General features: G+C 34.8%; 20 protein-coding genes. 8 read left to right on the top strand and 12 right to left on the bottom strand.

What is annotated here, in order from left to right; translation table 11 throughout:
• Positions 1-102: 102 nt before the first annotated feature.
• Both LKACC16343_RS10420 and LKACC16343_RS10415 read left to right on the top strand, forming a co-directional pair.
• Positions 103-288: a type II toxin-antitoxin system HicA family toxin gene (locus LKACC16343_RS10420; protein WP_056953478.1), complete on the top strand. Its 186-nt coding sequence runs from the start codon at positions 103-105 to the stop codon at positions 286-288.
• 2 nt (positions 289-290) lie between these two features.
• On the top strand, positions 291-683 hold the full coding sequence (locus tag LKACC16343_RS10415; protein WP_056953476.1) for a type II toxin-antitoxin system HicB family antitoxin: 393 nt from the start codon (positions 291-293) through the stop codon (positions 681-683).
• Between the two features lie 46 nt (positions 684-729).
• Here the strand turns inward: LKACC16343_RS10415 and LKACC16343_RS10410 are convergent, their stop codons facing one another.
• From LKACC16343_RS10410 to LKACC16343_RS10385, 6 genes are all read right to left on the bottom strand, one after another.
• Positions 730-1,605, bottom strand: coding sequence for a DMT family transporter (locus LKACC16343_RS10410; protein WP_056953474.1), 876 nt, complete (start codon positions 1,603-1,605; stop codon positions 730-732).
• A gap of 178 nt (positions 1,606-1,783) precedes the next feature.
• Complete coding sequence (locus LKACC16343_RS10405) at positions 1,784-2,866, bottom strand: RES family NAD+ phosphorylase (protein ID WP_056953471.1); 1,083 nt, start codon at positions 2,864-2,866, stop codon at positions 1,784-1,786.
• Positions 2,866-3,777, bottom strand: coding sequence for a sce7725 family protein (locus LKACC16343_RS10400; RefSeq protein WP_056953469.1), 912 nt, complete (start codon positions 3,775-3,777; stop codon positions 2,866-2,868). The genes LKACC16343_RS10405 and LKACC16343_RS10400 overlap by 1 nt, the downstream gene beginning before the upstream one ends.
• A gap of 15 nt (positions 3,778-3,792) precedes the next feature.
• On the bottom strand, positions 3,793-4,644 hold the full coding sequence (locus LKACC16343_RS10395) for a sce7726 family protein (RefSeq protein WP_056953467.1): 852 nt from the start codon (positions 4,642-4,644) through the stop codon (positions 3,793-3,795).
• 129 nt (positions 4,645-4,773) lie between these two features.
• Positions 4,774-5,589 (bottom strand): DMT family transporter, encoded by an 816-nt coding sequence (locus tag LKACC16343_RS10390; RefSeq protein ID WP_056953465.1) that lies wholly within the window; start codon positions 5,587-5,589, stop codon positions 4,774-4,776.
• A 229-nt stretch (positions 5,590-5,818) separates the two neighbouring features.
• A complete protein-coding gene (locus LKACC16343_RS10385; protein ID WP_056953463.1) occupies positions 5,819-6,769 on the bottom strand; it encodes a DMT family transporter in 951 nt (316 codons plus the stop codon).
• A gap of 250 nt (positions 6,770-7,019) precedes the next feature.
• Here LKACC16343_RS10385 and LKACC16343_RS10380 point away from each other — a divergent pair, with 250 nt between their 5' ends.
• Both LKACC16343_RS10380 and LKACC16343_RS10375 read left to right on the top strand, forming a co-directional pair.
• Positions 7,020-7,976, top strand: a complete 957-nt coding sequence (locus LKACC16343_RS10380) for a LacI family DNA-binding transcriptional regulator (protein ID WP_056953461.1) — start codon at positions 7,020-7,022, stop codon at positions 7,974-7,976.
• Positions 7,977-8,373: 397 nt separating this feature from the next.
• Positions 8,374-10,641 (top strand): ATP-binding cassette domain-containing protein, encoded by a 2,268-nt coding sequence (locus LKACC16343_RS10375; RefSeq protein WP_056953460.1) that lies wholly within the window; start codon positions 8,374-8,376, stop codon positions 10,639-10,641.
• Between the two features lie 41 nt (positions 10,642-10,682).
• On the opposite strand, the gene LKACC16343_RS10370 is transcribed toward LKACC16343_RS10375, so the two are convergent.
• Positions 10,683-11,507, bottom strand: coding sequence for an alpha/beta hydrolase (locus LKACC16343_RS10370; protein ID WP_056953458.1), 825 nt, complete (start codon positions 11,505-11,507; stop codon positions 10,683-10,685).
• Between the two features lie 24 nt (positions 11,508-11,531).
• Positions 11,532-13,499: a PTS sugar transporter subunit IIABC gene (locus tag LKACC16343_RS10365; RefSeq protein WP_056953456.1), complete on the bottom strand. Its 1,968-nt coding sequence runs from the start codon at positions 13,497-13,499 to the stop codon at positions 11,532-11,534.
• Positions 13,500-13,917: 418 nt separating this feature from the next.
• On the opposite strand from LKACC16343_RS10365, the gene LKACC16343_RS10360 reads away from it, so the two are divergent.
• The 4 genes from LKACC16343_RS10360 (at position 13,918) to LKACC16343_RS10345 (ending at position 17,740) form a co-directional block, all read left to right on the top strand.
• The gene (locus LKACC16343_RS10360; RefSeq protein ID WP_056953454.1) at positions 13,918-14,751 is read left to right on the top strand and encodes an EAL domain-containing protein; all 834 of its coding nucleotides are present in this window, start codon (positions 13,918-13,920) and stop codon (positions 14,749-14,751) included.
• A complete protein-coding gene (locus tag LKACC16343_RS10355) occupies positions 14,729-15,235 on the top strand; it encodes a hypothetical protein (protein ID WP_056953451.1) in 507 nt (168 codons plus the stop codon). The genes LKACC16343_RS10360 and LKACC16343_RS10355 overlap by 23 nt, the downstream gene beginning before the upstream one ends.
• Before the next feature lie 9 nt (positions 15,236-15,244).
• A complete protein-coding gene (locus LKACC16343_RS10350) occupies positions 15,245-16,570 on the top strand; it encodes a glycosyltransferase family 2 protein (RefSeq protein ID WP_056953450.1) in 1,326 nt (441 codons plus the stop codon).
• A 480-nt stretch (positions 16,571-17,050) separates the two neighbouring features.
• Positions 17,051-17,740 (top strand): M57 family metalloprotease, encoded by a 690-nt coding sequence (locus LKACC16343_RS10345; protein WP_056953448.1) that lies wholly within the window; start codon positions 17,051-17,053, stop codon positions 17,738-17,740.
• 38 nt (positions 17,741-17,778) lie between these two features.
• Here the strand turns inward: LKACC16343_RS10345 and LKACC16343_RS10340 are convergent, their stop codons facing one another.
• The 4 genes from LKACC16343_RS10340 to LKACC16343_RS10325 all read right to left on the bottom strand — a co-directional run bounded on the left by LKACC16343_RS10340 (position 17,779) and on the right by LKACC16343_RS10325 (position 20,979).
• Positions 17,779-18,039 carry a hypothetical protein gene (locus LKACC16343_RS10340; protein ID WP_056953446.1) on the bottom strand — a complete coding sequence of 87 codons (261 nt, stop codon included), beginning with the start codon at positions 18,037-18,039 and terminating at the stop codon, positions 17,779-17,781.
• 112 nt (positions 18,040-18,151) lie between these two features.
• On the bottom strand, positions 18,152-18,706 hold the full coding sequence (locus LKACC16343_RS10335) for a TetR/AcrR family transcriptional regulator (RefSeq protein WP_056953444.1): 555 nt from the start codon (positions 18,704-18,706) through the stop codon (positions 18,152-18,154).
• A 129-nt stretch (positions 18,707-18,835) separates the two neighbouring features.
• Positions 18,836-19,447 carry a sugar O-acetyltransferase gene (locus LKACC16343_RS10330; RefSeq protein ID WP_056953442.1) on the bottom strand — a complete coding sequence of 204 codons (612 nt, stop codon included), beginning with the start codon at positions 19,445-19,447 and terminating at the stop codon, positions 18,836-18,838.
• A 59-nt stretch (positions 19,448-19,506) separates the two neighbouring features.
• On the bottom strand, positions 19,507-20,979 hold the full coding sequence (locus LKACC16343_RS10325) for an MFS transporter (RefSeq protein ID WP_056953439.1): 1,473 nt from the start codon (positions 20,977-20,979) through the stop codon (positions 19,507-19,509).
• Positions 20,980-21,001 lie beyond the last annotated feature (22 nt).

The raw sequence follows: 21,001 nt of genomic DNA, 5'->3' as shown, positions 1-21,001 counted from the left end.
ACTATCTCAAATCTTGCGTAATTTTATTTATATAGTAACAATAGTTATAACATTTTACACACGTATTAAATACGTATATTATAAAAGACGAAGGAATTTGAAATGAATCAAAAAAGATTGCTCAAATTTTTAAGTAAAAAGGGTTGGTACTTATATCGTCATGGTAATAATCATGATATTTGGACAAATGGCATTGAAAAAGAACAGATTCCTAGACATAGAGAAATCAATGAATTATTAGCAAAAAGTATAATAAAAAAACATCGTTTGGATGATGAGGGAGACTAAAAATGAAAACCGTATATCCAATTATAATTTCAAAAACAAGTGATCAAACAGTTCCCTACTTTGTCAGCATTCCTGATATTGAAGGCCTGACTCAAGGCAAAGACATTGATGACGCTATTCAAATGGCTCGTGATTACATCGGTTTGAATATTATTGATAGACAAGATAACAATTTAGACGTGCCGAATTCAAATTACACACTTCCTAGTGCAGAAAATAGCGACGTTGTTACCTTAGTTGATGTCGATATTGATGAATATCGTCGTAAAAATGACTTCAAGACTATCAAGAAGACTTTGACTATCCCCAACTATCTCAACAAGTTGGGAAAAGAGAACAATATTAACTTTTCGGAATTACTAACAACTGCTTTAAAGAAGAAATTACATGTTTAAGCGGTCAAAAAAATCCTATTTCACACGGAATAGGATTTTTTAATACTCATTTTGCAAATCTTATTGAAACCCAAACACTAGTCAAAATCAAAACCGTCCCTGCAGCAAAGCCCCAAGTTAGACCTTCTCCTAAAATTAACCAACCTAATAATGTACCAACGATTGGTTGTAACAAGTAAATCAACCCTGAAACGCTGGGACTGACCATTGTTAAACCCTTATTCCACATGACAAAAGCCATGGCTGTGGATAACGCTCCAACATAGAATAAACAGGCAATGATTTTAGGATTGAAGAAATTAACGTTTGATAATGATGCCAAATCTCCCATCACAAATGGTGTTAAACAAATCATAGCGACTATGGTTGAAACAATCGTTATTTGTAAAGCTGAATAGTCCGACAACAATTTAATCATGACGGACATAAATGACCAACTTAATGCAGCTAATATCAAGAATAAAACGCCAATTAAAATATGTTTTCCGGTCAAATGGATGCCGACTATCATTACTACCCCAAGTGTTGCCATTACCAAAGAAATGACTTTAACGCGATCTAATTTTTCCTTTAAAATTAACCAGGCAAAAATCACCATAAAAGTTGGTGTTGAAGAAGTTACCACGGCTCCTGTTTGGGCGCTGGAAAACCACGTTCCGGTTTCTTGGGCCACTAATGAAAGAGCGTACCCTGTCAAACCTGACAAGATGAACCATTTCAAACCTTTTCTTTTCAAATGCCACTTTTCTCGCTTAATCAATGAGAAACCGACTAAAAAGATTAATGCGACTAAATATCTTAGCCAAACCAATTGGAGTGGATGAATCTGCCCCACTACCATTTTCACTGCAACGAAAGTCCCACCCCAAATGCTGGCAGCGACTCCTAAAAGAATAGAACCTAATACTTTGTTAGAATTCATAATGCTTAGTCCTTTTAGCTATTGGTCTCTCCGGAACGAAATTTATAATTAAATAAATTCTTTTGAAATCTTATTTTTGTAAAAAATTATAGCATTTTCAGACTCTGTTGAAACTGAAAAAATAAAAAAAGCAAATCCATTTTGGATTTACCCCTCTAATTTATGCAATTGCGTATAATTAATTCCTTCTATTACGTAATTTTACAGTTTCATCTTCTAGCAAATGAACCTTTCTATCATCAAACAAAACTAAATCTTTCGTATCATTGTTAATCGTACTTTCATATATAATCCCATCAACATTATCCATATCTTTGATCAAATCACTCATGTACTCCGTTGGTACATAAGCGATTTCAGATCTATTTTTATTACTGATTTCCCTCATAACAATATCAATTTGTTTTAAAATATCGAAATTCATTAAATAAGTAATTTTATCCTCAAAAGAAAATATACTTAACACAGAAATTTGAGACAAATCTACTAATTTTAATTCCTCCAAGGTTTCAAACAAGACAACTGTGCAAATATCATTTAAAGAAGCCTTTATTTCACCCAGTGCCACCTTATAATCTTGACATAAATAAAGGTATCCTATTCCAGAAGCATTCAGTCTTCCTGGGGTCGACAATCCTGACGGTGCGGCTCCCATATTCTCATTAGAAATCGGCTTGCCACTGTCACTAATTCTTGCTCTATAAAATCGTTTACCTTTTCCAATATTTACAATTAAATTATTAAAAAATGCTTCTAATATCTTTTTGTTTGCCATATTAGAATGGAACCTATTAATATATTTAATTCTATTTTCAAAGGCCTTCCATCCTTTTCCACCAAAGATACCGTTATTCTTTTTCAACTTATCATCCAATAAATATTCCGGTATTACAAGACCTTCAAATAACTCATTGTTTTTGTCATAATATTCAGCTAGCAAAGCCTTTAATAATTTAGATATTTTATTTACTTCTAAATTGAAAATATTGGTATTAAAAAATAGTTGTTCACTCAACTTTCTAGCATCATCGGAATACCTTTGATAATCATTCTGTTTTCGATCATATACTGTGTAAAGATCTAATAAATCATTAAAATCTGCAATTATGTTTTTCGAATAGTCATTGTTTTTTAACGCTTTATCAATATCAAGAACGTAGACATCGTTTGATTGACAAAAATCACACTGGCCTTTTTCATTTATGGCTTTAATACGCTCTTTTATATCAACATCTTTAAAACAGTTTTCGCAACATTTCATTAATCTTTATCCAAATACCTTCCCATGATTTCAAAATGATGTTTTATAGATAATTTCTTTATATATCCCAAGCCTGAATACTTATCGATTTTATACAATTCTTCAAACTCCCTTAGAGCTTCAGAATCATTCTTTGTTTTATCAAAACTAGGATTAGAAACAAACTTAATCAATTTTTCCAGAGCTTCATGAGCTTTTAACGCTGGATTTTGTATATTATCATTAGAATCTGAAACAAAGTGATGAACACGTAATTCATCATTCTCATCAAAATACACTAAGTGAATTGCTACCGCCTTGGCTGCAAAACCAGCGCTACTGTAATCACTTCCAATTATTGAATAATCACTAAAACCATAATATCCATCTTCTTTATAGTACAAATGCTCTGTTGAGAATAATTCATCAGTCTTGGATAAATAATCTACATTCCTATCCTGCTTATTGAACTGATCATGCATTTCCACTAAAAGGTCTGTACTGTTTCTCAATTTTCTAACAGCCGATCTATTATTTGGTTCAATCACTAAATACGTATTATCATCAATCAACGATGAATCATTAAAGTCTGATTTTTCACCTACGATAGCCATTTTATTAACATTGGAATAATCAGAAAGAGATTCATTATCTGAACCCTCCAATACTAAAGCCGGAATGAAATTATCCTTTGACTTTATTTCACTTATATCAGCATCCTTGAATCCTTCGTAATCAGCGACTGACGAATTTTGGATAACGGCAATTTTTCTATTATTGTTATAAAAGGACTCCAATAATATCCTAAACGTAGATGAAGGACTTACCGGCTCTATGATTGGCAATATTTTCTTGCTTAAAACGTCGTCATTCAAGAGTTCCCTTAAAGCCAACAATTCATTTTGTTTACCCCTCAGTATAGGAAAATACATAATACACGCTTCCTCTCAATATTTAGTATTCAGGAATTCTTGCAACACATTATATTCCTTGATTTTATAGTCTGAAAAATACACCAGGGCTTTAAGTTCCTTAGGAATGTCTTTGAAGTAACTATAATTTTCTTGGTTAATTGAACTTCTCTTTTTTAACTCATCTAACATAAATTTCTGAGTTTTTTTTACTTCAATAGTCTTAAAGAGTTTAAAACACTCTTGATAATATTTTGACTGACCGACTTTTGGTAAATAACCAAAGTTCTTCTTTATAATATTCTCAAATTCACCTTTTCGAAGTATCCTAAATATTTCCCGGCTATTCAGCTTATCATTGTATTCACTTGGTGACTTCTCAACATGGAGTGTACCACGATTAGTCAAAAGTATTATTCCCGTTGGCGTATCACTAAGTAACTCCTTCAAATCATCCAGATGACTTAAATCAGTAACAACATTACAATAAGAAAATGCCATATAGTAAGCATTAAGTTGATCTTTCAATCGATTTAGATTATCAAGTCCGGTCTTTATTTCATACACCTGTCCAATACCATTTATTATCAATAAATCTAATATATTATTAGATATTGGTAATTCTCTTATAGCTGTTGAAGTTCTCACACTATGTCTACCAAGCAATATCTTATTTATTAATGTATTTTTATAAAAATATTCATTTCTATGAGACTTATACATATACTTGTACATATTCTTAATAGCATCTAAATTTGTTTTAATTTCACCATTATTTATACTTAATGAATTAATAGTTTCTTTATATAAATCACCATTTTTATTATTTACAGCTTTTCTTAAAGAATTAACTGTAAATATCTTGTTTAAAAGGACATCTGCTGTCATTTTTGCACTACCACCAATACTCAACATTAACAAAAGTATAGCATGAGTTTAATCATCATTGTTATTGCTGTATATTTAAAATTACGCATAAAAAAAGGCAAATCCATTTTGGATTTACCCTTCTAATTATTAATTACTCTCAAATTTAACTGAAATCCAGACACTGCCAACAATCAGTATTGTTCCAAGGAAGAATCCTAATGAAACTGATTCTTTCAAAAATAACCAACCTAACAGAGTTCCGACAATTGGCTGCAATAAGAAAAACAGTCCTGAAGAACTTGAATTAACTAAAGTTAATCCTCTATTCCACATAACAAAAGCCAATGCTGTCGAAATAACTCCTAAATATAATAAACTGAGAATTATTTTAGGTTCTAAGAAATCAATATTTACTAGACTTGCTGTATTCATAAAGACTACTGGAGTTAAAGAAATAACTGCGACGATTGTTGACATGATTGTAATTTGCAATGAACTGTAATGATTAACTTTTTGTATCAAGACTGACATTAATGCCCACGTTAAGGCTGCAATAATCAATGATAATACTCCTAGTAAAATATTATTACCTTCCAAATGAATTCCAACAATCATGACCACACCAATCGTTGCCATCACTAAAGATATGATTTTAACCCGCGTTATTTTTTCCTTAAAAATCAGCCAAGCAAAAATCACCATAAATGATGGTGTGGCTGAAGTAATTACTGCTCCGGTTTGAGCACTGGATAACCAGGTACCAGTTTCTTGGGCAACTATTGAGATAGTATTTCCAATCAAACCAATTATGACGATTAGCCCTATATCTCTTTTGTGAATACTCCATTTTTCTCTTTTTAAAATAGAAAATAATATTAAAAATATTATCGCTACTAAATACCTCAACCAAACTAACTGTAATGGATGAACAACACTAACTACATCCTTTACCACAACAAACATTCCACCCCAGATGCAGGCAATATTGATCCTAAAATCTTTTTTGAATTCATAATATTTCCTTCCGCTATTTAATTTCACTCGAAATTAACCAACGGAACTATCCGTTGATTAACGGATAGCTGGAACATCACATTCATTTAATGGTGAATAAATCATTTTTACACCTTCTTTTTTGCAATTCAAATATTATATCACTAAAAAAAGGTAAATCCATTTTGGATTTACCTTATTAATTATTATTCAATTTTAATTTTGCGTTCAATTTTGCAGGTCGTGTTCTCTCTAAACGAGTCTCGTTCGAGGATGAGCCATCGAACTTAACTGAGATCCAAACACTGGCTAAAATCATGGCTGAACCAATGATAAAGCCAACTGAAATCTGTTCACCGAGCAACAACCAACCTAAAAATGAACCTACAATTGGTTGAATCAAGTAGAACAAACCAGATGAACCGGCACTGACGATTTGGAGGCCACGATTCCACATTACATAAGCTACAGCTGTTGAAACCGCACCAATGTAAAGTAAACTAAGAATAATTGTTGGATCAGCAAAGTTAATACTTGTAAGTGATGACATATCACTCAAAATAAATGGTGTCAGAGCAACGACTGCTACTACGGTTGACATAATAGTAATTTGTAAAGAACTGTAAGTTTTAACTTTTTTAACTAAGACTGACATCAAGGCCCAAGCGATTGAATCAAGAACTAGGAGCAAAACTCCTAAAATAACATTAGTTCCTGACATCTTCAATCCAACAATCATTACTACTCCAAGAATAGCAATCACTACGGAAAGAACCTTAACTTTATCCAATTTTTCTTTGAGAATCAACCATCCAAAGATGATCATAAATGCAGGAATAGTTGAGGTGATAACCGAACCTGTTTGGGCATTTGATAAACCTGTACCCATTTCTTGAGCAACTAACGAAATGGTATTTCCAATGATTCCAATCCAAAAAATTAATTTTAAATCTGACCAATTGATGTGCCATTTCTCTTTTTTCATTATTGAAAATCCAATTAAGAATACTAATGCGATTAGATACTCCAACCAAACTAGTTGAATTGGATGTACCTCATTCACAATAATTTTTACAACTACAAACATTGCTCCCCAAATAATTGAAGCAATGGTTAAAAACATGGATCCGAGAACCCTTTTAGACTTCATTAGTAATATTTCCCTTCGCTTTGATTTCCTATGAATTCATTGCTACGCTACCCTCGCGAATAGCCGAAATATTACTGCTGTCAACTAACGATAAATACTCACCTTCCTTATGGTTAACACAATTCAGTATAACAACGCTAAATAATAAAACAACCAATCTAGCGTAGTAAACGTTTCCAGGGTAGAATTAACTTCAGAATGTCCGGAAAACGATTAGTATATATTTATAGGTACAGAAAGGTGACACTTAATGACTACTATTTATGACCTAGCAAAAAAGACCGGGATCTCCAAATCGACTATTTCTCGAGTCGTGAGCGGCAACGGTTACGTAAGTGAAACTAAACGCAAAATCATTCTTGATGCAATGCATGAAATGAATTACATCCCTAATCAAGTTGCCAAGAATTTACGTAAAAAACGAACAAATACGATTGGATTTCTTACTAAAGAGTATTTCCCTTTAGTTGGAGATTTTCTTAATTCATTTACCAAAATTGCTGCTGAACATGGTTATAGTGTCAATGTTTATTTCACCCAAACAGCAGATAACGAATTAAAAACTCTTAGGTTACTGACAACTCACGCTTTAGATGCTGTTTTCATTCTCACTAGAATCAATTCATGGGATACTATTAGCTCCTATGCAAAATTTGGTCCTATATCGACTTGGCATCGAGTCAATCGTCCTAATATTTATTCTAATTTTATCGATCACTATCCTATCTATTATCACGTAATGAACCACCTTTACGATAACGGTCATAAGAATATCGGACACGTCTTATCTAGCTTGAGAAATGCTAATACAAGGGCTCGGACAAGAGCTATTGATGATTTCAAAGCTTCTTACCCCGACAGTAATCAAGACTTTCAACTGTTCTACCATACTCAAACAGGGACTGGTGAAGATGCCGCTCAAAAATGGTTAGCTGCTAAAAATAAACCTTCTGCTGTTATTTTTTATGCCGATTTTGTGGCCGCAGAGTTTATTTCTACTTTGCGGAAAAATGGAAAAAAAGTCCCCGATGACTGCCTGGTAGTCGGAAGTGACAACAGTGAAATTGCCCATATGATGAACATGCCTACCATTGACCTCTGTTTTAGAAATCAAGCACATAATGCCTTTATTTACTTATATAACGAATTAAATTCTGATCGTTTGTCTTATGAAAATCAAAATCCCCATTGGGTCGATGCTAACTAATTCTTTTAAATTTGTGCTTGACCTGGGACCAATCCCACATCGTAGTATATAAATGTACTAAGGAAGAGGTCATGACAAGCCCTAGTTACTAATGATTCAGTGGAATAATCATTGTAGGCGGATGATTGTTGAAATATGACTTCCGATAGTTGCAGACAACCATAAGAATAAATACCCCTTTATTCTAAAAATTCAAAAAGTTACTAAGTAGATTAATACCATCTGCGACTACCAAATCCATTAATATATATATAAATAATCAGGCATTAATGTATACAGCCAATACATTGATGCCTGATTATTTTTGTTGAAGTTTTCTTAGTTAAAATCGTCTATTGAATATTTTATGGACTATTTTTATATAATAGAATTATTAAATTCACTGTTGGAGGTTTTTATGACTGATTTATTTGCAGATGGAACTATCTCTATCCATGGGGCTCAAGAAAACAATTTAAAGGATGTCAGTTTAGATATTCCTAAACATCGAACGACCGTTTTTGCTGGCCTTTCTGGATCTGGTAAATCCTCTTTAGTTTTTGATACATTAGCCGCTGTTTCCCGACGTGAATTGAATGAAACTTTTCCTAGTTTCACCCAACAATATTTGCCTAAATACGGTCAACCTGAAGTGAACCGAATCGACAACTTACCAGTGGCAATTGTGGTTGAACAGAAGCCTATTGGTCGTAATTCTCGATCTACTCTGGCAACCTACACCGGCATCTATTCCGTCTTACGTTTGATGTTTTCTCGAATTGGACAGCCTTGGGTTGGGTATTCTGAATGGTTTTCCTTTAACCTACCTCAGGGAATGTGTCCAAAATGCCAGGGATTAGGATTTGTTGACGACGTAGATGAACGTCAATTAATTGATCCTAATAAGTCACTCAACGAGGGTGCAATGACTTTTGCCGGCTTTCAACCTGGAACTTGGCGTTGGAAGGAATATGGTAACAGTGGCCTATTTGATTTAGATAAGAAGATCAAAGACTATACCGATGAAGAATACGATTTATTTATGCACGCTCCGCAACAAAAATTGAAAAATCCACCAGCAAATTGGGGCCGTACGGCGTTATATGAAGGACTGGTTCCACGTATGCTTCGCTCTGTTATTCATAGTGCCTCAGGTCGTCATCACGAAGCTGCTTTATCAAAGATTGTCACTCGAAAACCTTGCCCAGTATGCCATGGAACACGTCTGAACAAAAAGGCTCTAACTGGTAAAATTGCCGGCAAAAATATTGCAGAAGTCAGCGATATGGATTTAGTAAGTGTCCTAAAATTTTTGGATAATATCCCGGACCCCAAGGCTAAAACAATGGTGCGTGAACTACATAGTAAAATTCAAGCTTTGGTCGACATCGGTTTAGGTTATCTTTCCCTTGGCCGTGGAACTGATACTCTATCTGGTGGAGAAGCTCAACGAATTAAAATTGCCAAATATTTGACGAGTTCCCTATCCGATTTAGTTTACGTACTCGATGAACCAAGTGTAGGACTCCATCCTCACGATATTAAATTAATTACCCAATCCTTAAAAAAGCTCAAGGAACATGGCAATACCATTATCCTAGTTGATCACAACCCTGCCATTATTTCGACAGCAGATTATGTCGTGGAAATGGGACCACAAGCCGGCAAAAATGGTGGTCAAGTAACTTTCACTGGTACCTACGACGAACTATTACAGTCAGATACGATTACGGGTAAAATGTTGCGAGAAAAAATCACTTTCCCAAAGCCTCGTGAACCTCAATCTTGGCTAAATGTTAATCATGTAACTTCTCATAATTTAAAAGACGTATCTGCCAGAATCCCTCAAGGTGTAATGACCGTGATATCTGGACCAGCAGGTTCTGGAAAAAGTACTTTAGTCCAAGCTTTCAAACAACAAGTTTCTGATCAAGACTATATTGATTTGAGTCAGGATTCTGTAGGTTTGAATATTCGTTCTACACCTGCAACTTACTTGAACATTTTAAATCCTCTACGAAAGCTTTTCAGTAAAGCCAACAATGGCGTTTCAACACAACTATTTAGTTATAACGGTAAAGGTGCTTGTCCCCGTTGCAAAGGTAAAGGTGTGATGATCACCGAGATGGCATTCATGGATCCAATCGTTCAAGAATGCGAGTTGTGTCATGGGAAACGTTATAGTCAAGAAGCACTGCAATACACTTATCATGGCAAAGATATTTCTGAGGTTCTAAATCTTTCTATCAACGATACCTTAGAGTTTTTCAAAGATGTGCCAGATATCTACAAAAAGGTTAGTCTACTCCACCAAGTTGGACTTGGTTATTTGAATCTTAGCCAGTCGATGACCACTTTATCTGGTGGTGAAGTGCAACGTGTTAAATTAGCAATGGAATTGAATCATACCGGTCGAATCTATTTCTTAGATGAACCAACAACCGGATTGCATTTACAAGATACTCAACAATTGATTGATTTATTTGAAGGATTGGTTGATAAGGGAAATACATTAATTCTGATTGAACATAATCTAAAATTAATTTCACGAGCCGATTGGTTAGTTGATATGGGACCTGATGCTGGTAAATTCGGCGGTCAAGTTTGTTTTGAAGGCCATCCAAAAGATAGCTTAAACGACAAGAACTCTCGGACCGGTGCTGCATTAGCGGCAATAATTTCTTAGTAGATTCAAAAAGATCACCTCATTTGAAGTGATCTTTTTTATTATCCAAGAAATTTCATCATCTGAAGCCAGTTAAAGGCTAATTCAATCCATTTAGCTGTCCAAGAATTTAAATACTTCTTTTTGCCTGGTTTCTGAGTTACATAGGTTCCAAACGCCAATCCATGAATTCCTGAACCAAAAAGATGATACTCGACTGGAACGTTCAAATCATTCAATCGATCGACATACTTAATTGTATTGACAACTTTTACTAATTCATCAGTCTGCGTCTGCCAAACAAACGCCGGCTTCGATTGTGAACTCACCAGTTCTTGAGCTTTCCACAGATTCTTATCTGCTGTAATTTGATTAAGTACTTTATCATCATCTGGAAAGCTTCCCTTGACGGTCATATCGATGACTGGATAGCCTAAAATAATGGCCGCATGCTGCCCTTGATACTGATCCAAATGATACTTTTGACGCAATTTAGGATTTGTTGCAACGCCGTTATAAGTTGCTACAATGTTCCCTCCTGCTGAAAATCCAGCTAAAATTATTTTGTCTTTATCAATGTGACGTGCTTCCGCCTGCTCAGTAATCCATTCAATAGTCTTAGACATTTCTTCTAAGGCCATTGGATAAACTGGTTCATTACCAATTAATTGATATTCCAAAACTACCGCATGCATACCATACGAATTAAATCTTAGAGCTATTGGTTCTTCCTCTCTTTGAGAATGAAAGGTAAAACCACCACCTGGGCAAATAATCACTATCGGATAATCAACGTCTTGTCCAAAGTCATCAACTTGATCAAGCCAATATCCTTTAACCTTAAAATCGTGATCAGAGATAGTGAGATTGTATTGTTTCGTCTCCATATCTTCACGTTCTTCCTTAACTTATTAAGCCATTTTTACATTCAAATTCATCGGATCGGCTTTCTTTGCCAACATTTTGTCGGTAAAACCAAATAGATAAACTAATACGACTGAGATTACAAGCGTACCATAATGCGAAATCAAATATCCATAAAAATTACTACCGATACCAACACCTGGTGTGATAAAGGCCGGGAATCCGATTAAGGAGCCCGATAAGGCATAGTTATTAACTTTCAAGAATCCAGTCAAAGCGCCACCTAAGGCACTGGCGATACTTGCAACTACAAAGATTCGTTTATATTTCAAATTGACACCATATAGAGCCGGTTCAGTTACACCACAAAATGCTGATATCGCAGCAGCCAAGGAAACTTCCTTGAGTTTCTTATCCTTAGTCTTCAAGAAGACAGCTAGAACAGCTCCCCCTTGAGCAACCATTGTAATTGAAACGATGGCATTGATGTAACTGTGACCATTTGTAGCAATATCGTTGATGATAATAGGAATAAGCCCCCAATGAAGTCCAAAGATAACCATTGTTTGATAGACACCACCCAAAACCAATCCTGAAAGTGTAGGACTGAAACTGTAAATAGCCACTAGTCCATTTGAGAGACCTTTGCTCAAAACAGTGATAATTGGTCCGACACCAATGATAATTACTAAACTTAAAATTAAAGCTTCAATGATTGGAACAAAGACACTTCTAAGATAAAGTGGAATGATTTTCTTCAAAAATTTTTCTACATACTTACCTAACCAAGCAGCCACGATAATTGGGAAAACCGATGAAGTGTAAGAAACTAAGGTTGTTGGAATTCCTAAGAATGTTGTGCTGGCTGTACTGGCCTTTCCCGCCATAGTGACAAGACTAGGATAAATTATAATTCCACCGACAATGGCTAGGACAATTGGATCTGAACCTAACTTTTTAGCTGCTGTAAATCCTAAAACAACTGGCAAAAAATAAAAAGTTGCATCGCCAACTGCATTCAAAATAACATAAGTACCACTAGTCGTAGATAGCACTTTGAATCCTGTTAATGCTGCCAGAATTCCTTTTAGAATACCAGAACCTGCTAGGATTCCAATAATGGGAATCATTGATGCTGTTAAGACGCCAATGAAATTACTGATCCCACTTTTAACATTTGACCACAAATCTTTAGGCTGGTTGGCTTCTTTAGTCGTTTGGGCTACAGCTTCCGCAGTTGCTGAATTATTAGCATATTCTGATCCAATCTGTGCTATAACGGCGTCATAGACATCTGTAACGGCTTGTCCGATAACAACCTGATATTGACCACCAGCCTTAGCTACACTGATGACACCATCCATATTCTCAATCTTTTGATCATTTGCTTTAGTATCATCCTTCAAATAAAAACGTAGTCTAGTTATACAGTGGATTAAACTATTAATATTTTCCGTTCCACCAACATTTTCCACAATATCAGCTGCAAGTTGATCATATTTACCATTACCAATTTTAATTTTTTTCTTTGTAGCAACTGCCTCAATAGAAGCAACAGCTACTGTTGTACCAGATTTGACATCTTGATCGAATTTGCTGGTCATCAATTGCTTTAAAATATCATTACTATTAGTGATTGCTAAAATAACTGTTTTTTGTTTACCAGCATCTTCAATCATCTTCAAATCCATTTTAACAACAGCTTGCCCAGCCTCGATCTGGTCGCCCTGACTAATTAAAACAGAGAATGGTTCACCCTTTAGCTCTACAGTATCAATTCCCAAATGAATTAAAACGTCTACACCATCTTGGGTCTTAATACCGAAAGCATGTTTAGTTTCAGAAACAAGCGTAACTGTTCCAGTAACTGGCGAAACAATATTACCATTTACCGGTTCAATAGCGAATCCCTGTCCCATCAATCCTTGAGAAAAGACAGGATCCTTTACTTGAGAGAGCTTTATCAATCTTCCGTCAACAGGAGCTGCTAATGAAACTAATGTTTGATTATTCATAACATTCAGTCCTTCTGAAAAATAATTCCATTATTTGAGTACGCTTACATTATATAAAGCGATAATTCAATAGTCAATATTTATGCGAATAAATTTCAAAGTTAATATCGAATATATATTTAAGATTCTAATTCTATATTCCATTGGTCAATTTACATCTTTACTTGTCAGATTGAATCATATCGACATTTATTTCTTATTGGTACATCCAGCAGATAAAAAACAATAATATTATCCATGTCACACTGTATATCATAATTTCGATTTAATAATCGTAAATATTAAATCCACACGTCCCTTGGGTTTCACTACGCATGATTAGAGTAATTTATGTATGTCATTTTACATATAAAAGGCCTATTCCACGAGGTATAATTGCATAGTTTATGTCCTAAATACAGGAATAAGGAGCACTAGAATGGATTTAGCCTTTTTAGAAATGATTCTATTACGTTTTACGTTAATAACCCTAATCATTTTTATTATCATAATTGTCATTTACTATTGGAGATCTAGAAAGACGAACAACAATTATTTAGAAAATAAGGACTTCAATTTAAGATATTTTATTCAAAAACAAGTCGATCATAATGAAAGGACCATCGGTTATGAGTGTCTTTTACGTCAACAAAATTCTGACGGATCATGGACTCTTCCTAAACAATTAGATTCCTTACCTTTACAACGAATCGTTTTTCTTTTAGAGGACACTTTTAAATCTTTACCAACTGAAAAAATTCGGCTTTCAATCAATCTTGAATACAATCAGATTATTAGTTCAGATTTTCAATACTTTGTTCGTTGGGCCATTTCTAAAATTGATCCCATGCAACTTTCTATTGAATATACTTCTGCGTATGGTCCTAAATATATCAATCGTTACTTATTTGAGAGTCGTATTAAAGATGCAAAAAAATACGGTATGGAATTTAGTATCGATAATGTGGGTTCTGAAATGAAAAGCCTTCGTCAAATTGAATGGATGTTGCCTTTCGTTGATACTATAAAATGTTCCATGCGTAACTTTCGAAAAGAAGATCCTAATACTTGGTTAGATTTGAATTTACAATCATGGAATAAGATTTCTAAAGAAAATAATATTGAACTAATTTTAATGGGAATTGAAAATCAAGCTGATGAGGATCTGGCTAAATTTTTAAAAATTAAAACTCGACAAGGATACCTCTTTGGTCATCCTGAAAATCCTAAGAAATTGCGAGTAAAGACTGATGTCGAAAAAACAAGAAAATAAACAACAATTATATACTGATGAATACTTTGAAAAGGGTCATTGGTTATTAAAAATCCGTCAAACTCTAATGAGCTTAATCGGCTGGTTAGCGGTTATTATCCCAATCGTTATAACGATAACCTCCTTTTGGGCCAGTTTTAATCCCAGAGTCCCCCATATTTGGTCATATCATGAAGGTATCTTAGAGATTAAATTCATTGGCATCATTCTCCTTTTTGCTTTCGTTATGTCAGGTATCTTTTCCATCAGTATGACTATTATCCAAAATCGGAAACGTCAACGTCTTGTTCAACAATGGCCCACTTTCAATCCTATCAATCAAAAAAAGCGTGAAAACACGATTGACACTTTCATCGATAAACGTTTTGGCAATAAAGAATTTCGAGAAAATGTCCGAACATACAACGTCCAACCTGAACAGAACCTTGATACTGATGAAATACACAAATTATATGATGAATATCATATCAATGACTTAGACTAGGAGAACAGCATGCATAACATATTCATCGATCATTTATTTGAATCAACCACTTTAGGTACGATTCTCAATATTTGTCTTTTAATCCTTTGCCTCTATCCTATTACTGGTTCGTTTTTATGGTTCTTTGGAGCGATGTCCTATCGTTTTATCAAAACAGATAAGGAAGACAACACTTGGAAAGCTATTCCACCTAATAAGCAACCAATGATAACTATCATGATTCCAGCTCACAATGAAGAAGTTATGATTGAAGAGACCATTACTTACCTTTTTGAAAATTTGAATTACAGTAATTACGAAGTTTTAGTTATGAACGATGGTTCCACCGATACAACGGCAGAGATCATTCAACGTCTTCAGGAAAAGTATCCTCGTTTACGTACAATCAATATCATCAAAAACAAAGGTAAAGCGCACGCCTTCAATATCGGCATGCACTTTGCTAAGGGTGAATATATTTTAAGTAACGACGCTGACACCATTCCTGAACCAGATGCATTGATGAAATATATGAATTTTTTCATTCATGCACAAGATATGAACACCTCTGCAGTTACTGCCAATATGGACGTTCAAAATCGGTCATCTCTTTTGGGAAAATCACAGACAGTTGAATTTTCCAGTATTGTCGGCGTCATCAAAAGAAGTCAAAGTTCGATCAATGATTCCATGTACGCCTACAGTGGCGCCAATACTCTATATAAGAAGGACTTTCTAATCGATGTCGGTGGCTTCCGTCAAAATCGTGCTACTGAAGATATCAGTATTGCTTGGGATCATCAAACTATTGGTGCCGTTCCAAGATTTGCCCCTAATATTGTCTTCCATATGAACGTTCCAGAAACAATCCGTGATCTCTACAAACAACGCAAACGTTGGGCTCAAGGCGGCACAGAAGTTTGGTTAACTAATTTGAAAAAATTTATTTTCCATCCTATTAAGAGACGTTATCAAATGTCGATGTTTTTAGATTCAACCTTGTCGATTATTTGGTCATTCTTCTTCGTTATAACCTCCTTTGCGTTTATCTTCTTAATGATTTGGTTTGCCATCCACGGAAACTATGAACGAATTTTCCATGCCTTTGCAATTTCTTTCATTTTTGTCAGTTTCGAAATATTAGCTGGTCTATTACAACTCATTACTGCACTGTTACTCGACCACCATGCAGCAAAAATGAAATACGTTCTGTTTGCACCACTATATATTCTTTTCTATTGGATGGTTAATCCCATTACCGTCGTTATGACCTTCATTCCAGCTATGAAAACTATTCTAGGTTTCGGATCTGGAACCTGGGTCAGCCCTAAACGGAAAAGTTTACAAAATAAGTAACTCTTTAATACTAGAAAGGATTACTATTTAAATTAGATTTGTATATCAACGAAATAGTTATATATCTTGCCTTGTCAGGCTAGACTATTTCACCAGATTATCACTAAAAGAGGTGTTCATACTAATCGTCAAAATCCGGCTGATATGAACACCTCTTTAATTTAAAAACAGAATATTATCAAATTACTTATTTCGGATAAAATAGTCGAAACGCTATTTAGTCTGGAGTAAAAGTTGAAAATGCGGTCAGCTGTGAGATCATTGTTAGCGGCTTTGCCGGTTACAATGAGGCCGGACTTGAAGATCCATTATTTTGCACGGAGTGTGAAATAATTAGCTTCAAGCCGTGCCCACAGCGTTCCACCAGCATTTTCAACTTTTACGGAAGACGGGTTAGAAGAGCCAATATTGGACTTTTAGTCATGAAACATTTATCATAATTGAGATATTTCAATGATTCTAAAGGAGTACTTACTCAATATGAAAAGAAAATCATGGATATGGCTATTGATCTTAGCCTCAGTCGTATTAGTAATTACTAAGAATCCTAAACTGATGACACAAGTTAAAGAACAAGTACGTGAAACTAACATTAAGCTTCAACCCTACCTATATTCATTACAAGCATCTGTCAACCGCAAATTAAGCGGAAAAACTAAAACTACTGATAATAAACAAGTTGGTAAAACCACTACTCCTATGGAAAGTCCTTTAAAAAATGTGACAACTTCTGATACATATTACTTTCATTTCAAGAAGAACGTTCCTCAATCAGTCCGTGATGTCTTCACTACCGCCGTCAACGCATATAACGACACCGGTATTGTTCAACTAATTCCAGGAAGTGCTGAAACTAACAAAAACAGTATTACCTTTTTTGTTTACCATAAGAAAATAGAAAATATTGCTTCTAATACTGTTGAATTAGGAAATGGTGGTCCATCAGCATTAGTAATCAATCACTATGCAATTAATACTGGTCAAGCCGGTTTAAATCTAGATTACCCCAATCTATCTATTAAAGAGTCAGTCGCTCTGCATGAACTAGGACATGCTCTAGGTTTAGCCCACAGTTCAGATACTAATTCAGTCATGTACCCTATTGATCAAGGTGTCACAACCTTATCCAAAGGAGACATCGAAGGATTAGAAAATATTTATAATCAATAAAAAATTCCACTAATTTATTTTGAATTAGTGGAATTTTTTTATGCTCTTTTTTCTCTAATACCTTTGATCCAACGTGGTGAATAACCGAATTCTAAAGATATTTCTTGGTTCGTCATATCATCTAACTTACCTGTACGAATGGCTTCTTTTAAAGCGACCCGATCGTACATTTTCATAGGCAATTGTAACTGCGTCCCCCTAAATAGCTCATATATCTTCAATAAGTTATCTTCTCCAACTATGTCGTATAAAGCTTTATACGTTGGATGTAACATATCATAATTTAATTTGCTGCGCATTTGCACTCCCTCCACAACGATATTTTTTTCTAACATAATTAAAATATCAAAAAATGCACAGCACTAAAAATACATTGTATATGTAAGACTACATGCATAATTTACTGTGCTTTTAAAGTGAAAGTAACGTTATGTTCAACATTTTATCAAAGCTATCACGCGCCGCTACAAGCTTATCATTAAATCGATCATTTCCTATGTGAATAATTTCTCCAATAATTAAATTACGTAACATTCTAGAAATTATTAGTTGTAATTTTTGGTCCTCAATGAGAGAATCCAATAATTTATTTAATATTTTAAGAACTGCAGGTAGACCATTATTTGAAGTTTTATCATAATCCTCATTTGCAGGAATACTTAAAACTTTTTGAACTACTAAAAAATGACTCAAAGAAAATTGAACACTGACATTTGCAAAGGTCTTTATTGCTTGTTTGCCAGACAATCCTAAAAGATCTACTTCTAATCTTTGTGACAATTGATTATAAAAATCAATCGCTACAGCGGTCTTAATCGCCATTACATCGGGAAAATAATTATAGATAGCCTGCGAACGTGTTCCCAACAGCTTACTTAACCTAGTAAAAGTTAAGGATTCTTGATTATTTATAATTTGAACCGCCGCTGCAACAATCTTTTCTTTTGACAAAGTATGTACGGTCAAAATTTGCCTCCTGCTTATAATTACAATATATCTAATAATCAAATTTAATTCTAGTTAGCTTTAATAAATTCTACAATTAATAACCACTATCTTTTCAATGACAAAATTATAAAGATTACAAAAATATCTTTAACTCCAGATATCGAGTTTTTCATTCTTATAAAAATAATCGTGATCATGCTGCCCAATCGGCCTCAATACTTTGCATGGTGTCCCCACTGCTACAACATTGGCCGGCAAATCTTTCGTGACCACACTACCTGCACCAACTACGGTATTATCACCAATCGTCACACCAGGTAGGACCGTCACATTTGCACCTAACCAAGCATTCTTACCAATATAGACAGATTTATTAAATTGATAATGCTTCTCTGATCGTAAAGGTGGATAAACTGGATGCCCTGCCGTTGCAATTGTCGCATTAGGACCAAACATTGTATTATCTCCCACAAAAATATCCCCATCATCAACTAACGTCAAATTGAAATTAGCATAAACGCCATTGCCAAAGTGAACATGTTGCCCACCCCAATTAGCGTAAAATGGAATTTCAATCATACAATCTGTCCCCATTTCCGCAAACATCTCTTTTAACAACTGCGTACGACCTTTGAAATCACTTCTCTTTAAAGCATTGTAAGCATCATTTTTTTCTTGAGCAATAATTTGTTGCTGCATTAACTCTGGTTCATCTGGATTATAAACTTTCCCTCGTTGCATACGTTCTATATTTGTCATTTTATCTCCTCTTATTTGTAAGCGATTACTGTGATTATAACAAAAAAAGACTTCATATTTTATGAAGCCTTGCGATTCAAATGTTCACGTCTGAAGAGATACAACAGAATAATGATAACTAAGATAATCAAAATGAGTGCTGTTAGCATAATACTGTGAATTCCTTGAAAAAAGATTTGTCTCATTTCAGGAATCAAATGTTGTGGTAAGTATTTGGCATCAGCAGCATTACTCAACTTGTTCATCATTGCCATTGTAATACTACCGTGACTTTCTCTAACTCCACGCATCAAAGCAATATTCAAAATAACTCCATAGATTGAAGACATGAAAGTTTGGCTCAAGATTCTAACTAAATAGGCAAATGACGTTGAGATTGGTACATCTCGTGGTTCAACATCAAATTGAACAGCAATCAATAAAGCATTGAAACAAATACCTACACCAAATCCTTCAAAAACGCCCATGATCAATAGAAAAGTATAACTGGCAGTTTGTTTTGCAAAATACAATCCAGCAAACGAGATCAAGAAAGCAATTGCCCCGATACCTATGATCGAATAACGACTAATTTTTCGCTGAATCAGAGGTTCTAACTCGGAACCAATGAAGTTAGCGATTGCTCCGGGAATCTGCGTCATACCACCTATTAGAGCGCTCAAGCCCATAATTCCTTGTGCCCACATTGGAATATAGATATTGAAGGCTACGAACGATCCCCACAATAAAGCAAACAAAATCAAATCGATTACTAGTTTCTCATTTTTAAACAAGCGATTAGGTACGATAGGATCGTCAACCCGATTCTCAACTCGTGACATCCACAATATCAATAGTAGTCCCACGATGATAAACCCTAGTGTGACAAAGATTGAGGAAACACCTAACAATTGAATACCTACTAAGATTGAAGATAATCCTAAAACCATCAAGATGGCCCCATGATAATCAACTTTAGCATGATTGAGCTTCTCTTTGATTTTAAAGAAGAAAGCGATAATGATGATAGAAAGCAATGCCAAAGGTAAGTTAATATAGAACACCCAATGCCAGCTGAAGGTATCAACGATCCAACCACCAATTAAAGGACCAATAATTGATGTTCCACTGAAACCAGCCGAGGCAATTCCGATAACTTGCGAACGACGTTTAATATTCTTAAAAATTTGTGAATAGATAATGAAAGGAATCGTGTTCATCCCTCCGGCACCAATTCCCATAATACTTCTAGCGGTAATGAACCAAATAATATTAGGAGCTAATCCTTGGAATAGCGCTCCGATCATGAAGACAATCGTTGCTGTGATGTAAGCAACTTTGTTTCCACGTTTCTCACCAAATTTACTCCATAACGGTGTCGAAACGGCCATCCCCAAAAGGAAAATAGCAACGATCCAGCCCATATATTGAATACCATGCAAATCACTAATAATTGCTGGCAAGGCGGTATTAATAATAGTTGCGTCGAGTCCAGCCATCATGTTCGACAAAACTAATGCGAACGTAACCAGAATTTTTCTATTCCTACTCATATCCTTACTTCTTTCCCCTACA

It is taken from the genome of Companilactobacillus bobalius (assembly GCF_002179915.1).
Taxonomy (GTDB): domain Bacteria; phylum Bacillota; class Bacilli; order Lactobacillales; family Lactobacillaceae; genus Companilactobacillus; species Companilactobacillus bobalius.
This window is presented reverse-complemented; position numbering and strand designations above follow the sequence as displayed.

Bases quoted from the DNA above. Each gene is read 5' to 3' on its own strand.
- LKACC16343_RS10355 (WP_056953451.1), top strand. From the start codon at position 14,729: ATGTCGAAAAAACAAGAAAATAAACAACAATTATATACTGATGAATAC.
- LKACC16343_RS10350 (WP_056953450.1), top strand. From the start codon at position 15,245: ATGCATAACATATTCATCGATCATTTATTTGAATCAACCACTTTAGGT.
- LKACC16343_RS10385 (WP_056953463.1), bottom strand. From the start codon at position 6,769: ATGAAGTCTAAAAGGGTTCTCGGATCCATGTTTTTAACCATTGCTTCA.
- LKACC16343_RS10420 (WP_056953478.1), top strand. From the start codon at position 103: ATGAATCAAAAAAGATTGCTCAAATTTTTAAGTAAAAAGGGTTGGTAC.
- LKACC16343_RS10400 (WP_056953469.1), bottom strand. From the start codon at position 3,777: ATGTATTTTCCTATACTGAGGGGTAAACAAAATGAATTGTTGGCTTTA.
- LKACC16343_RS10345 (WP_056953448.1), top strand. From the start codon at position 17,051: ATGAAAAGAAAATCATGGATATGGCTATTGATCTTAGCCTCAGTCGTA.
- LKACC16343_RS10390 (WP_056953465.1), bottom strand. From the start codon at position 5,589: ATGTTTGTTGTGGTAAAGGATGTAGTTAGTGTTGTTCATCCATTACAG.
- LKACC16343_RS10370 (WP_056953458.1), bottom strand. From the start codon at position 11,507: ATGGAGACGAAACAATACAATCTCACTATCTCTGATCACGATTTTAAG.
- LKACC16343_RS10380 (WP_056953461.1), top strand. From the start codon at position 7,020: ATGACTACTATTTATGACCTAGCAAAAAAGACCGGGATCTCCAAATCG.
- LKACC16343_RS10365 (WP_056953456.1), bottom strand. From the start codon at position 13,499: ATGAATAATCAAACATTAGTTTCATTAGCAGCTCCTGTTGACGGAAGA.
- LKACC16343_RS10325 (WP_056953439.1), bottom strand. From the start codon at position 20,979: ATGAGTAGGAATAGAAAAATTCTGGTTACGTTCGCATTAGTTTTGTCG.
- LKACC16343_RS10375 (WP_056953460.1), top strand. From the start codon at position 8,374: ATGACTGATTTATTTGCAGATGGAACTATCTCTATCCATGGGGCTCAA.
- LKACC16343_RS10330 (WP_056953442.1), bottom strand. From the start codon at position 19,447: ATGACAAATATAGAACGTATGCAACGAGGGAAAGTTTATAATCCAGAT.
- LKACC16343_RS10405 (WP_056953471.1), bottom strand. From the start codon at position 2,866: ATGAAATGTTGCGAAAACTGTTTTAAAGATGTTGATATAAAAGAGCGT.
- LKACC16343_RS10410 (WP_056953474.1), bottom strand. From the start codon at position 1,605: ATGAATTCTAACAAAGTATTAGGTTCTATTCTTTTAGGAGTCGCTGCC.
- LKACC16343_RS10395 (WP_056953467.1), bottom strand. From the start codon at position 4,644: ATGACAGCAGATGTCCTTTTAAACAAGATATTTACAGTTAATTCTTTA.
- LKACC16343_RS10415 (WP_056953476.1), top strand. From the start codon at position 291: ATGAAAACCGTATATCCAATTATAATTTCAAAAACAAGTGATCAAACA.
- LKACC16343_RS10360 (WP_056953454.1), top strand. From the start codon at position 13,918: ATGGATTTAGCCTTTTTAGAAATGATTCTATTACGTTTTACGTTAATA.
- LKACC16343_RS10340 (WP_056953446.1), bottom strand. From the start codon at position 18,039: ATGCGCAGCAAATTAAATTATGATATGTTACATCCAACGTATAAAGCT.